13 protein-coding genes are annotated in these 14,537 nt (G+C 36.1%); 1 reads left to right on the forward strand and 12 read right to left on the reverse strand.

What is annotated here, in order from left to right:
- Positions 1 to 8: 8 nt before the first annotated feature.
- Both parE and C240_RS02415 read right to left on the reverse strand, forming a co-directional pair.
- Positions 9 to 2,072, reverse strand: coding sequence for a DNA topoisomerase IV subunit B (gene parE, locus C240_RS02410; protein WP_271490602.1), 2,064 nt, complete (start codon positions 2,070 to 2,072; stop codon positions 9 to 11).
- A gap of 122 nt (positions 2,073 to 2,194) precedes the next feature.
- Positions 2,195 to 2,620, reverse strand: a complete 426-nt coding sequence (locus C240_RS02415) for a CoA-binding protein (protein ID WP_271490603.1) — start codon at positions 2,618 to 2,620, stop codon at positions 2,195 to 2,197.
- A 117-nt stretch (positions 2,621 to 2,737) separates the two neighbouring features.
- On the opposite strand from C240_RS02415, the gene plsY reads away from it, so the two are divergent.
- A complete protein-coding gene (plsY, locus tag C240_RS02420; RefSeq protein ID WP_271490604.1) occupies positions 2,738 to 3,382 on the forward strand; it encodes a glycerol-3-phosphate 1-O-acyltransferase PlsY in 645 nt (214 codons plus the stop codon).
- 44 nt (positions 3,383 to 3,426) lie between these two features.
- Here plsY and C240_RS02425 read toward each other — a convergent pair whose 3' ends face one another.
- The 10 genes from C240_RS02425 to ylqF form a co-directional block, all read right to left on the reverse strand.
- Positions 3,427 to 4,302, reverse strand: coding sequence for an aldose 1-epimerase family protein (locus C240_RS02425; protein ID WP_271490605.1), 876 nt, complete (start codon positions 4,300 to 4,302; stop codon positions 3,427 to 3,429).
- A 10-nt stretch (positions 4,303 to 4,312) separates the two neighbouring features.
- The gene (gene codY, locus C240_RS02430; RefSeq protein ID WP_271490606.1) at positions 4,313 to 5,104 is read right to left on the reverse strand and encodes a GTP-sensing pleiotropic transcriptional regulator CodY; all 792 of its coding nucleotides are present in this window, start codon (positions 5,102 to 5,104) and stop codon (positions 4,313 to 4,315) included.
- 17 nt (positions 5,105 to 5,121) lie between these two features.
- On the reverse strand, positions 5,122 to 6,525 hold the full coding sequence (gene hslU, locus C240_RS02435) for an ATP-dependent protease ATPase subunit HslU (protein ID WP_271490607.1): 1,404 nt from the start codon (positions 6,523 to 6,525) through the stop codon (positions 5,122 to 5,124).
- A 16-nt stretch (positions 6,526 to 6,541) separates the two neighbouring features.
- Positions 6,542 to 7,090: an ATP-dependent protease subunit HslV gene (hslV, locus tag C240_RS02440; RefSeq protein WP_271490608.1), complete on the reverse strand. Its 549-nt coding sequence runs from the start codon at positions 7,088 to 7,090 to the stop codon at positions 6,542 to 6,544.
- Positions 7,091 to 7,118: 28 nt separating this feature from the next.
- Entirely contained in the window at positions 7,119 to 8,018 is a 900-nt protein-coding gene (xerC, locus tag C240_RS02445; protein ID WP_271490609.1) for a tyrosine recombinase XerC, read from the reverse strand.
- 364 nt (positions 8,019 to 8,382) lie between these two features.
- On the reverse strand, positions 8,383 to 9,705 hold the full coding sequence (gene trmFO, locus C240_RS02450; RefSeq protein WP_271490610.1) for an FADH(2)-oxidizing methylenetetrahydrofolate--tRNA-(uracil(54)-C(5))-methyltransferase TrmFO: 1,323 nt from the start codon (positions 9,703 to 9,705) through the stop codon (positions 8,383 to 8,385).
- Between the two features lie 57 nt (positions 9,706 to 9,762).
- Positions 9,763 to 11,841: a type I DNA topoisomerase gene (topA, locus tag C240_RS02455; protein WP_271490611.1), complete on the reverse strand. Its 2,079-nt coding sequence runs from the start codon at positions 11,839 to 11,841 to the stop codon at positions 9,763 to 9,765.
- A 120-nt stretch (positions 11,842 to 11,961) separates the two neighbouring features.
- On the reverse strand, positions 11,962 to 12,843 hold the full coding sequence (gene dprA, locus C240_RS02460) for a DNA-processing protein DprA (protein WP_271490612.1): 882 nt from the start codon (positions 12,841 to 12,843) through the stop codon (positions 11,962 to 11,964).
- A 67-nt stretch (positions 12,844 to 12,910) separates the two neighbouring features.
- Positions 12,911 to 13,678, reverse strand: a complete 768-nt coding sequence (locus tag C240_RS02465; protein WP_271490613.1) for a ribonuclease HII — start codon at positions 13,676 to 13,678, stop codon at positions 12,911 to 12,913.
- Positions 13,668 to 14,531, reverse strand: coding sequence for a ribosome biogenesis GTPase YlqF (gene ylqF, locus C240_RS02470; RefSeq protein ID WP_271490614.1), 864 nt, complete (start codon positions 14,529 to 14,531; stop codon positions 13,668 to 13,670). Before ylqF ends, C240_RS02465 begins: the two co-directional genes overlap by 11 nt.
- Between the last annotated feature and the right edge of the window lie 6 nt (positions 14,532 to 14,537).

Below are 14,537 nucleotides of genomic sequence, written 5' to 3' on the forward strand. Positions count from 1 at the left end.
GTCACTCCCTACTCTAAATCAAATAAGCTGATTTCTTCTGTATCTGTATTTTTATTTTCTTCGTGTTTTTCTTCGTCTAAAAGTTCATTTGAAATAGATGGTGCAATTTCAGTTTCTTCGTCTTTTCGATCTAGAATACTACCATCTTCTTCTAAGGTAAATTGAACATGACGCTCAATCCATTTTCTTCTAGGTTCCACTTTATCGCCCATTAAGGTAGTTACCCGACGTTCTGCTTGAGCAGCATCATCAATTCTAACCCGGATCAATGTACGTGTCTCAGGGTCCATTGTCGTCTCCCACAATTGATCGGCGTTCATTTCACCCAAACCTTTATAGCGTTGCAGCATATAACCTTTACCAACCTGTTCAGTGACTTGAGCAAGTTCTTCATCTGTCCATGCATATTCAAGGACAGCTTTTTTCCCAGTCCCTTTTGAGACTTTGTATAAAGGCGGTAAAGCAATATAGACTTTGCCAGCTTCAATCAATGGCTTCATGTAACGATAAAAGAATGTCAGTAGTAAAACTTGAATATGAGCCCCATCGGTATCTGCATCGGTCATGATAATAACTTTATCGTAGTTGCAATCATCAACGGTAAATTCTGGACCAACTCCAGCACCGATTGTATAAATCATTGTGTTAATTTCTTCGTTTTTTAAAATATCCTGCATCTTCGCTTTTTCAGTATTTAAGACTTTTCCACGTAACGGTAAAATAGCTTGGAATTTTCTATCTCGACCTTGTTTGGCAGAACCGCCGGCAGAGTCTCCTTCGACCAGGTATAATTCATTCTTCTTAGGATTTCGTGATTGAGCGGGTGTTAATTTTCCGGATAAAAGAGATTCCCCTTTTTTCCTTTTTTTACCATTACGACTTTCTTCACGGGCTTTGCGGGCAGCTTCACGGGCTTCACGGGCTTTGATTGCTTTACGTACCAACTGTTGGCTCATTTCGCTATTTTCGAGTAAATAATAACCCATTTGCTCCCCAACAACATTGTCAACCGCATTACGTGCCATCGGTGTTCCCAGTTTTTCTTTTGTTTGACCTTCAAATTGAAGTAAATTCTCTGGTACTCGGATAGATAAAACAGCTGCCAAACCTTCGCGGAAGTCGCTTCCTTCTAGGTTTTTATCTTTTTCTTTTAAAAGACCAACTTTTCTAGCATATTCATTATATGCTTTAGTCATGGATGTTTTCATCCCAACTTCATGAGTACCGCCATCTTTTGTGCGAACATTATTTACAAAAGAAAGTACGTTTTCAGAGTAGCCATCATTGTATTGATACGCCAGTTCAACTTCTATTCCGTCTTTTTCGCCGGAAAAATAAACCACGGGGGTCAGCGTATCTTTTTCTTCATTTAAATATGAAACAAATTCTTTGATTCCTTCTTCATAATGAAAAGTTTCTTCTTTTGCTTCTTCCACGCGAAGGTCGGTTAGTGATATTTTTACACCTTTTAAAAGAAAGGCAGATTCTCTTAAACGTTCCGCCAATGTTTCATAAGAAAAATGGATGGTTGAGAAAATAGTATCATCAGGTAAAAAGCTTACGGATGTTCCATTTTTCTTCGTAGTTTTCCCGACTTTTTTAAGTGTACCTACTGGTTTTCCGCCATTCTCAAAACGTTCCATATATTCGACACCGTCACGAACAATACGAACTTCCAGCCACTTGGATAAGGCATTTACCACACTAGCACCTACACCATGCAGTCCGCCAGAGGTTTTATAACCGCCTTGACCAAATTTCCCCCCAGCATGAAGAACTGTGAAGATTACTTCAACCGTAGGAATTCCAGAAGCATGCATTCCGACAGGCATTCCCCGTCCTGAGTCGGTAATTTTAATGCTATTGTCTTTTTGAATGGTTACACTAATTTCATTACCATAACCAGATAAGGCCTCGTCGACTGCGTTATCAACAATTTCATAAACTAAATGATGTAAACCACGGCTATCAGTTGAACCAATATACATACCGGGTCTTTTTCTTACTGCTTCCAATCCCTCTAAAACTTGGATGGAGGCGTCATTGTATTCATTATTTACTTTTTTCGCCAAAGAAAAAACTCCTTACACGTGAATTATAGGGCTTTTCGCCACATCATTACAATCATACTCTAAAAGCTCTCAAAAAAAAAGAGCTTTCCGTTTCGGCAACTCTTTTTTTACATAATTTCAATCTATTTAGACATTTCAGCTAATTCGATTTTAATGCAGCGATTCATTATAATATCATTCTTACCAGCCTTTTTCAATATTTTAGCTGCTTCTTCACTTTCTAAACCTAATTGCGCCCAAAATACTTTTGCATCAGTTTCAATAAAGTCCGCTGCTACCTCCGGTAAAAATTCGCTACGACGGAAGATGTCCACAATATCAATATGCCCAGGAACATCTTGAAGCTTTTCATAAACTTTTTCACCTAGAATCTCTTGTCCTGCTAAAATAGGATTGACTGGAATTATTTCATAGCCATGTTCTTGTAGTAGTTTTGCAATTTTATAGCTGGTACGCTCTTCTTTTGCGCTTAGACCGACTACAGCGATTCGTTTAGCTTCTTTTAAGTAATTAAAAATCTGTTCTTGTGATGGATTTTCTACTGTCATTTCTGTCATCCTTTCCAATTTCTCTTCTCTCTTATTATACAACGAATATTTATTTATTGTTAGCTGTTTGTATTCATGATAAAATAAATGCTAGTTTGAACAGAAAGAGGTTTCTCAATGGAAATTTTTGTGCTATTAATTATAGCCTATTTATTAGGATCTATTCCTTCAGGTGTTTGGGTAGGAAAACTTTTTTTCAAAAAAGATATTCGACAATTTGGCAGTGGCAATACTGGTACAACCAATACGTTTCGTGTTTTAGGGAAAAAAGCTGGTATTGCAGTTTTAATGATGGATATTTTAAAAGGAACCTTGGCAACTTGCTTGCCTCTTATCTTTTCTTTAGATATTAATCCTTTAGTTTTTGGTGTAGTTGCCGTTTTAGGACACACATTTCCGATTTTTGCTAATTTCAAGGGAGGTAAAGCTGTTGCTACTAGCGCAGGTATGTTGTTAGCTTACAATCCGACATTTTTTGTCTATTCCGCTCTTATTTTTATTATTATGTTGTATATCACAAGTATGGTAAGTTTAACTAGCATGATAAGTGCTGTATTGATTACTCTTTCGACAGTTATTTTGCCGTTTGCAATTCCAGCAATTTTGCCAAATTTCGACTGGCTATTGACAACAATCGCGATCGCATTAACCATTTTTATCTTTGTCCGTCATAAAGATAATATTAAACGGATTAAAGATGGTACTGAGAGTCGGGTCTCATTTGGGTTAGGTGCAAAAAGAAATAATACTACAGATAAGTAAAAACAAGGATATGTCGTCATTTGACTGCGTATCCTTGTTTTACTTTATTTTGCTGTCAATGTATACTGCGTTTTAAAGATATCAGCGGCTGCTAAACGATTGATCCCTTTTTTATCAACAAGCTTGCCACTAGTATTCACTTCATCAGCAATTCCACACCAAGGCTCAATACAGACAAACGGTGCTTCTTTATCATATGGCGACCAAATCCCAACATAAGGCATATCTGTATAGCTTAAGCTAATGCTGTGTGGACTCTCGTCAGTTTCAATGGTAAAGGTATTGACGCCTTTTGTCTCGAAGATCACAGCGTCATTTTTGAATAACTCTCGGCGTAAATCAAGACTAGTATTAGTCTGCCCCAAGGTCTTGTGTTCAAAATCCGCATAAGGACCACTTAAAGGAATTTGAATTCTTGATTTTTGCGGTGAAAACCCTAAAAAATAATCATCAAAAGTTAAGTGTTGTTCTAAAGGAACATTAAATGCTGGATGTCCGCCGATTGAGAAATACATTTCTTTATTACCAGTGTTTTCTACTTGGTATTTAACAATTAATTGGTCTTCTTCTAATTCGTAGGAAAGAATCAATTCAAAATCGAATGGATATTTTTGTTTTGTTTCTTTATCACTTTTCAAAGAAAAAGAAGCTAATTCAGGAGCATGCTCAATTACTTCGAATAGACTATCCCGAGCAAATCCATGCTGACTCATTGAAAATGTTTGATTTTCAAAAGTATATTGATCGTTTTTTAAACGTCCAACGATCGGAAACAAAACTGGCGCATGACGCCCCCAAAATTTAGGATCACCTTGCCAAAGATATTCAATCTGATGTTTTTTTGATTTTAAACTAATTAATTCAGCACCTTCTTCAGCAATTGTAGCGATCAGAAAGTCATTTTCAATTTGTACAGTCATTTCAAACCTCCTAGTTGTTATCTTTTTCTAATTCTTTGATAAATTGTTTATTTAAAACTTTCAAATATGTTCCTTTCATCCCTAAAGAGCGAGATTCGATGATTCCAGCAGATTCTAACTTTCTTAGTGCATTAACGATCACTGAACGAGTGATACCTATTTCATCTGCAATACTTGAGGCAGTTAAACGTCCTTCTTCCCCATCCAACGCTTTAAAAATCGCCTGTACAGCTTTTAACTCGCTATATGACAATGTATTGATCGCCATTTGGACAGCTGTAGCACTACGAACTTCTGCTTCTATATTTCTTGATTGTTGATACAAAATTTGCATACCGACTACTGTTGCACTATATTCCGCTAAAACAAGATCGTTATCATCAAACGATTTTTCCACTCTTGCCAAGATAATTGTACCTAAACGTTCACCAGCACCATACATCGGAACAATTGTCGTTAAACCAAATGGATATTTTTCACGTAACTCAATTGGAAAAGCAGTTAAGTCGCTTGTAATTGAAATGTTGGCTTCAGTTTTCATAAGATTGTCTGCAGCATCCGTATAGCTTTGCGGAAATCTTTTTTCTTCGAACATGTGTTTCACACGCGCATTATTTACATCTAATTTTTCGTTATATCCCAATAAAACCCCATTATTACTAATAATATACGCATTGCTTTCTAGTACATCACCCAAAATCATCGCCATTTTGTCATAGGGTAGTTCAGATTGAAGATCAAAAGTGTTCTTTTGTTGTAATAGTTTGTTAATTTGACGTGTTTTTTCTAATAAAGTAGTCATTTTTACTCCTCCAGTTTTTAAAGAATGTAACGGCTTAAGTCTTCATTTTGAACGATGCTATTTAATTTTTCATCCACATATGCTTCCGTAATCGTAATTTCACCCATTTGCATATCTGGTGCTTCAAATAAAAGATCTTCCAATAAACGTTCTAAAATTGTGTGTAAACGACGAGCACCGATATTATCTGTATCACGATTGACATCAAAAGCAATATTTGCGATACGTTCAATCGCTTCTTTCGTGAAAATTACAGTAACATTCTCAGTTCCAATTAATGCAATATATTGTTTAATTAACGCATTATTTGGTTCAGTTAAAATTCGAACAAAGTCTTCAGCAGTTAAATCATCTAGCTCTACACGAATTGGGAAACGACCTTGCAGTTCAGGAATTAAATCACTAGGTTTGGACAAATGGAACGCTCCAGATGCAATAAATAAAATGTGATCCGTTTGAATTGAACCATATTTTGTATTGACTTGAGAACCTTCAACGATTGGTAAAATATCGCGTTGAACGCCTTCTCTGGAAACTTCTCCAGAATTTTGCTGACTTTTTGATGTAATTTTATCAAATTCATCGATAAAAATAATTCCGCTGCTTTGGGCTAATTGAATGGCTTCACTATGAATATCTGCATCGTTTACGATTTTTGCAGATTCTTCTTTTACCAATAATTCTTGTGCTTCTTTAACGGTGACTGTCCGCTCAACTTTTTTCTTAGGTGATAATGCACCTAAAGTTTCATTCAAGTCAATTCCCATCTGTTCCATACCAGCATTCATCGAAGGCATTGTCTTTTTAGGTTCCTCGATTTCAATTGTAACTTCACGATTATCCAACAACCCTTTTTCTAGTTGTTCAAGAATTGTTTTACGGTTAACTTTGATTTCCTCAGTAACTTCTTCTTGCGCTTCCTGTGGTTGCTGTCCTGCACTAAACATTTGCATCATTTGTTCAAATTGATTGGTAGAGGTTTGTTTTTGTTCTTTTTTAATACCTGGTACCAGTACTTTTACTAAACGATTATTCGCTTTTTTCAATGCTTGTGAATATACACGGCTATATTGTTTCTTTTCAACAATTTGAATGGCATTTTCCACAAGGTCACGAACCATCGATTCGACATCACGACCTACATAACCAACTTCTGTAAACTTAGTTGCTTCGACTTTAATAAAAGGAGCATTTACAATTTTGGCTAAACGACGGGCAATTTCAGTCTTACCCACACCTGTGGGACCAATCATCAACATATTTTTAGGTGTGATATCTTGCTGCATCTTTTCTTCAAGCTGTAATCGACGGTAACGATTTCTTAGCGCTACTGCTACAGACTTCTTAGCTGTTTCTTGTCCAATAATGTATTCGTCTAATTCTTTTACAATTTCTTTTGGGGTTTTATTTAATTCATTCATATATGTCTGCTCCTATCTATAATTCTTCTACGATAATATTGTGATTTGTGAAGACACAGATATCTGCCGCGATGTTCAAGGCATTTTGTGCTATTTCTTTAGCTGACATTTCCTTGTCTCCATAGCGTTTCATCGCACGCGCAGCAGACAAAGAAAAATTACCGCCTGAACCAATCGCTAAGATTCCGTCATCTGGTGTAATAACTTCTCCTGTACCGGAAACGAGCAACATTTCTTTCTCATTCATTACTATTAACATAGCTTCTAACTTTTGCATAGATTGCTGCGTGCGCCATTCCTGGGCTAATTCAACTGCTGCACGAGTTAGGTTACCGTTATATTCGTTTAACTTACCTTCAAATTTTTCTTCCAAGGTAAAAGCATCAGCAACACTACCAGCAAATCCAACAACGACTTCATCATTATAAATACGGCGGACTTTTTTTGCTGTACCTTTCATAACAACAGATTCACCCATTGTTACCTGACCGTCTCCTGCCATAGCAAATTTTCCATCTTTTTCTACTGCACAAATTGTTGTTGAATGAAATTGTGATTCGACCATTCTATTTCCTCCTAAATCATTTCATTCTCTATGCACGCGGATGAAATGATCGATAATTTTTTTGTAAACTTTCTTTTGTCACATGAGCATAAATCTGGGTTGTGGACAAATTTGAGTGACCTAATAATTCTTGAACTGTGCGCATGTCAGCACCGTTATTCAATAAATGTGTGGCAAAAGTATGCCGTAACATATGAGGGTGAATATCACTATTCAAAGTACTTTTTTTAATTAGTTGATTTAGTACATACTCAATCCCAGTAGGTGTGATCCGCTCACCATGGTGATTTATAAAGACATAGGGATGTTCCTGTTGATATTTTTGCATTAGGACTGAACGTCCGTTTTCTAGATACTCTTTGAGTGTGTCTTGAGCAAATGATCCAAATGGAACATAGCGATCTTTATTTCCTTTACCATTAATTAACAATACATTTGCAGTAAAATCAACGGATTGAAGTGTTAGATTCGCACATTCGCTGACACGTATACCTGTTCCGTAAAGAATTTCTAACAATGCCTGATTACGTAATTCTAAAGGTTTTGAACCTTTAGCGCTTTCAAACAACGCATCCATTTCTTTTTCATAAAAAAAACGTGGTAAACGTAATTGCTTTTTCTTCATGTGAACATATGAAAAAGGATTTTCATTAATTACTTCGTTTTTTAGTAAAAACTGATAAAAAGAACGTAAACTAGCTACTTTGCGACTAATCGAATTTCGACTGTATTGTTGATCATAAAGGAAACTTAAGTAAGTTCGGATATCCAAATGATCTACACTTAAATAGTCAGGATCTCCAGAAGTTTTTAGAAAATCAAAATAGTTGAGGATGTCCTCTTCATAAGCAATTTTTGTCTTATCAGAATAACCTCGTTCAACAATCAAGTACTTTAAAAATAAGTCCAGCCAGTTTTTCTGCTGCATTTATATCCTCCTCTGCTAATTTACAAAGTAACTTTAGCATAACAAATTTGAAAAGACAAATGAATTGTCAGAATTTAATTAATATTTTCAAATTTAGTAACAATTTATTCATATTTGACTTTAAAGATTCATTTTCTATAAGCAAAATTTAATATTACTGGAAACGTATTTATATTTTATAACTGAAAAAAAGTGTAAGGCAAAACTAATTTTTAGTTTTGCCTTACACTCACTAGATCCGAATAAACGGCGAGAAAAAAGCAGCTTCTTCTTATTTCTCGGAGCTAAACGCTTTTTGTCTCAGCCTCTCTAAAATTCAGATGAACAGAGTGGAAAAGAACACTCTGTTCAAATTCGTTTTGATCTATTTATTGAGCTTAAGTTCCCATTCACTAGTTACTTCAGCTAGTTTAGTCAATGCTCTATCTGCAATTGCTTGATAACGTTCTTTTTTATCACGAATTCTTTCCGGCATTTCAGGGAAAAGGCCAAAATTCGCATTCATTGGTTGGAAATGTTTGCCTTCAGCGTGTGTAATATAATACGCCATACTGCCAAGAGCTGTTTCTCTCGGTAATACAACAGGTTCTTCGCCTTTCGCTAATCGAGCAGCGTTAATCCCCGCTAACAAACCACTTGCCGCGCTTTCTACATATCCTTCAACACCAGTCATTTGACCAGCAAAGAACAGATTATCTCTTTTTTGAGATTGATAGGTTGGTTTTAATAATTCTGGAGAGTTCATAAAACTATTTCGATGCATTACACCATAACGGACAAATTCAGCGTTCTCTAGTCCCGGAATCATTTGGAAAACTCGTTTTTGTTCGCCCCATTTTAAATGCGTTTGGAATCCAACTAAATTGTACAGAGAAGCCGCTGCATTATCTTGACGCAATTGAATTACTGCATACGGACGTTTGCCTGTTTTAGGATCTTCTAGACCAACTGGTTTTAACGGACCAAACAGCATTGTTTTAATCCCTCTTTTAGCCATTACTTCAATTGGCATGCAACCTTCAAAGAATTTTTCTTTTTCGAATGTTTTTAAAGGTACTACTTCGGCTGCAATCAAAGCTTCATAAAACGCTGTAAACTCTTCTTCTGTCATCGGACAGTTCAAGTAGGCAGCTTCACCTTTATCGTAGCGAGATTTTAGATAAACTTTATCCATATTGATAGTTGACTTATCAACAATCGGTGCTGCAGCATCATAAAAATAAAAACCTTCTGATCCATTAAATTCTTTGATTTTTTCTGCTAATCCTTCTGATGTCAAAGGTCCTGTTGCTACAATAACGATTCCTTCAGGGATATCTGTAATTTCTTCAGTTTTAACCGTAATTAATGGATGATTCTTAATTCTTTCAGTGATTTCTTCAGAAAAAGTATCGCGGTCTACTGCAAGAGCTCCACCAGCAGGAACCGCGGTATTGTCTGCGCTAGAAATAATGATTGAATCCAAGCGGCGCATTTCTTCTTTTAATACACCTACTGCATTTGTTAATGTGTTTCCTCTTAGCGAGTTAGAACATACTAATTCAGCAAAGTTTTCTGTTTGGTGAGCAGGTGTTTTTTTTACGGGACGCATTTCATATAGTGTTACAGGGACGCCAGCTTGTGCAACTTGCCATGCTGCTTCACTTCCAGCTAAACCAGCGCCAATAACTGTTACAGGTGTAGTCAATTTGTTTCCTCTTTTCTTTAAAAAACCAACGGACTTAGCCGTTGGTTTTTTACTTTTTTATTTTTGAATGTTCTCTTCGTAGTCACCATTAATACAGACTACTTGTTTTCCGCCTTTAACTTTCTTTTCGACCAAGTATTGACCACATTTTGGACATGGACGACCAATTGGTTTATCCCAAGAAGTAAAGTCACAGTCTGGATAACGGCTACATCCGTAAAACAGACGGTTCTTTTTGGATTTTCGCTCAATAACTTGACCTTCATTACAAACTGGACAAGTTACGCCAATCTCTTTGACAATTGCTTTCGTATTCCGACATTCCGGAAAATTACTGCAGGCATAAAACTTACCATAACGACCTAATTTAATTACCATAGGATGGCCACAAAGATCACAATCAAAGCCAGCAGGTTCGTCTTTAATTTGGATTTTTTCAATTTTTTCTTCAGCATTAGTTAATTCTTTTTCAAAAGGTTGGTAGAATCGATCAACGACTTCTACCCATTTCTCTTGACCATCGCCAATTTTATCCAAATCTCCTTCCATAGATGCTGTAAAGTGAACATCTACAATCTGAGGGAAAAATTCAACGATTAGTGAGTTGACAATTTCACCTAATTCAGTTGGCTCAAAACGTTTATTTGTTAGTTTAACATAATAACGTCTTTGAATCGTTTCAAGTGTTGGTGCATAGGTTGAAGGACGTCCTACGCCATTTTCTTCTAACGCACGAATCAAAGTTGCTTCACTAAATCTTGCTGGTGGCTGAGTGAAATGTTGTTTCGGCTCGATATCCAAGGCATTAACTTTATCGCCTTCTACTAAATCAGGTAAAATATTTTCTTTATCTTCTTTACCATCATCACGACCTTCAACATAAACTTGCATAAATCCTTTAAACTTAACTTTAGCACCATTAGCAATGAAGATCACTCCATTTTGTTCTAAGGTAACTTTCATAGTATCTAAAACTGCTGGGGTCATCTGACTAGCCACAAAACGCGACCAAATTAAAGAATACAATTTTAACTGATCTTTATCTAAATATTGCTTAATTTCATTAGGCGCTCGTAACACACTTGATGGACGAATCGCTTCATGGGCATCTTGTGCACCTTGCGCATTTTTAGTTTTGCGGCTCCCGTGAGCAGAAAATTCAGATCCAAAGTTTTTTTCAATATACTCAGCTGCCTCACCTTTAGCAGAATCCGCAATTCTAGTCGAGTCTGTACGCATATACGTAATCAAACCAACTGTACCTTGTTTTCCTAATGCGATTCCTTCATAAAGCTGTTGTGCTACCATCATTGTTTTACGAGTTCGGAAGTTTAATTTTCTAGCTGCTTCTTGTTGCAAACTACTTGTAGTAAACGGTAATGCTGGATTTCGTTTGCGTTCTTTTTTCTCAACTTTTGTGACATCGTATTCCTTACCGTCAATACGAGAAGTGACTTCCTTTACAGCTTCTGCATTTGGTAATTTTTTCTTTTTACCGTCAAGTCCCCAGAAATTAGCTTTAAATTTTTTCTTTGCTTTCTGGAAATTGCCGTCAATACTCCAATACTCTTCAGGAATAAATTTACGAATATCATTTTCGCGATCAATAATAATCTTCAATGCAACTGATTGAACACGCCCGGCACTTAAACCTTTTTTGACTTTTCTCCATAAAATTGGACTTAAAGAGTAACCTACTAAACGGTCTAAAATCCGACGAGCTTGCTGTGCATCAACTAAATCAAGATTAATTGTGCGTGGTTCTTTAAATGCTGCTTTTACAGCTTCTTTCGTAATTTCATTAAATACAACACGGTTTTTATCGTTTAAATCTAACCCAAGTAGGAAAGACAGATGCCAAGCAATCGCCTCTCCCTCGCGATCCGGATCGGCTGCGAGATAAACTTTGTCTGCTTTTTTTGCTGCAGTTTTTAAACTTTTAATAACATCGCCTTTACCCCGAATTGATATATAATGTGGCTCATAGTTATTTTCAATATCAATACCCATTTTACTTTTAGGCAAATCTCTAATATGCCCAACACTGGCTACAACCTTATAATTTTTTCCTAAATATTTTTCAATCGTTTTGGCTTTTGCAGGTGATTCTACAATAACTAGATATTTATACGCCATTCAACGTGTGGCTCCTTTCGGTTTTTGTGTTTCTTCTATTATATATGTCAAAATGTAGAGAACTCACAAATCGTACTTCATCATATCTATTCATTGATAGTTTGTCAAGGATTGATATAGCTAAATTGAAAAAAACTGAACTTCTTCTAAAATATCTTGAGATGAAATTGTACATTTTGCTCCATCTTGAATCAGTTTATGACAACCGTCAGATCGCGTTTCAAATAAATTTCCCGGTACAGCAAAAATTTCTCTACCATATTCAAGGGCTGCTTGAGCCGTAATCAAAGAACCACTGTTTATTTTTGCTTCAACAACGCAAGTACCTAAGCTGATACCAGCAATAATCCGATTTCTCATTGGAAAATGAAATTTTCTAGGTCCTGTTCCGTTTAAATATTCACTAACAACCAGCTGTTCTTCCATCATTGTTCGTTGAACATGTGCTGTTTCCTTAGGGTAACAGATATCTAAACCTGTCCCAACCACTCCAATTGTTTGACCACCGTTTTGCATAGCAACCTGATGACTCACGCTATCAATCCCTTTTGCCAAGCCGCTAACAATAGTAAAATCATTTTTAATCATCTCTGGGATTAATTGCCGAACTACTTTGATACCATAAACAGAGGCAGCTCTTGCTCCGATAAATGACAAGCATTTGTTTTTTAACAAATCAATATTACCTTTATAGAATAGTAAAGCTGGGCAATTATATATTTGCTTCAAATAATCTGGATAAGTTGAATCCATTACTGTGATAAAATTATGCTGCTTTTGATAATGTATTAATTTTTCATCAGCGTTGGTCCAATAGTCCCACGAATCAGAGAATATTTTTTGATACGTAGTAATTTCTGCTATGTGAATAATCTCTTCCTTGGAAAAATCTGTGCTATCGTTATATCTAATTGAAAAGTCTAAGACTTTAAGCATACCTAGATTACCAATACCATTACATACTGCTAGTTTAAAAAGTAAATCTCGTTGTTTTTCTTCCACAATAAAAACCTTCTTTCGCAAATACTTGTTTGAATAAGTATTCGCAAAAAAAGGCCGATTTCATTTTTTAATACAAATCTTTAATTGGCGCAAATGTTTTTCTATGAATAGTACAAATTCCTTGATTTTCAATTCCTAATAAATGCTCTTTTGTGCCATAGCCAGCATTTTTTTCAAAAGCATATCCGGGATACATAACTGCATATTCTTCCATTAATCTATCACGAATAACTTTTGCTACAATACTTGCTGCCGCAATAGAAATTGAACGTGCATCACCTTTAATAATATTTTCTTGCGGAATTGATACGTCTAAGGTCATTGCATCAATTAATAAATAATCCGGCACGAAACACAGGTCTTCTAAAGCAATCCCCATCGCCAGTTTTGAAGCCTGATAGATATTAATTTTATCAATCATATTGTGATCTACCATACCAATACCAATCGATATCGCTTGATTTTGGATTTCATCATAGAGCTCATCTCTTTTTTTGGCAGATAGCTTTTTCGAATCATTTACTCCTAATAATTGAAAATTTTCCGGTAGAATGACTGCCGCAGCCACTACTGGTCCAGCCAACGGTCCACGGCCAACTTCATCAATTCCGACAATTAGTCGATGCCCTTTGGAACGAGCATTTTTTTCAAATTGCTGCATTTCTTCAAAGAGGGCGAGATCTTTTTCATGACGTTGAAGTCTCCGATTCCACTGAGCCAAGGCTTGTTGAACACCACTACGTTCATCTTTTTTCCAGTCTTCAATTCGTTTATCTTCACGAATATCTATTGTTGCTAATGCTGCCTTAATTTGTTGAATTGATTCAGTTTTCATCTTTTAGTGCTCCTAGTTCTTCCCAACGATCTAGTGTATACGGACCTAATTTGCTACTACGTATCTCTTGGATAATCATTTCACTAGCTCGAGCATAATCATCCCGGTAGCCTCGTTTTTGACTAATTAGCATTAACAATTCAGCTGCAGGTAAAAAAGTATCTTCTTCAGTGACTTGGTAACGTTCAATTAATCGTTCTGGATAAAAACGAGCAAAGAAACTTAAGCCATAAATCGCCAAATCATCCAAATGAAGCAGTTGGTCTTTAATTGCTCCTGTTAAAGCTAATTTTTTACCGATTTCTTGATCTTCAAATTTGGGCCATAAAATTCCCGGGGTATCTAAAAGCTCTAAATCAGTTCCTGAACGAAGCCATTGTTGTCCTTTGGTAACTCCAGGTTTATTGCCGGTTTGCGCAATTTTTTTGCCCACCAGACGATTCATTAAAGTTGATTTTCCGACATTCGGTATCCCGATACACATTGCACGGATTGCTCGTGGTTTCAAGCCTTTAGAACGTTCACGATCTAGCTTTTCCTTCAAGGCTTTCTTTGCTTCAGGAACTATTTTGTTAACGCCTTTATTTTGTTGGGCATTAATAACTAAGGTATGGTAACCTTTTTGCTGAAAATAGTGCTGCCATTTTTGATTTTGATCTTTATCCGCTAGGTCACCTTTGTTTAATAAAATCAAACGAGGTTTTTGTTGTACAATTTGATCCATCATCGGATTTCTAGATGAAAGCGGTAATCGTGCATCAATTAATTCAAAAACGATATCAACATATTTAATTTTTTCAGATACTTCTCTTCTGGCTTTAGCCATGTGTCCCGGAAACCATTGTATTGTCATTCTATC

The organism is Enterococcus sp. 5H, from assembly GCF_028128615.1.
In the GTDB taxonomy this organism is placed as follows: Bacteria; Bacillota; Bacilli; order Lactobacillales; family Enterococcaceae; genus Enterococcus_L.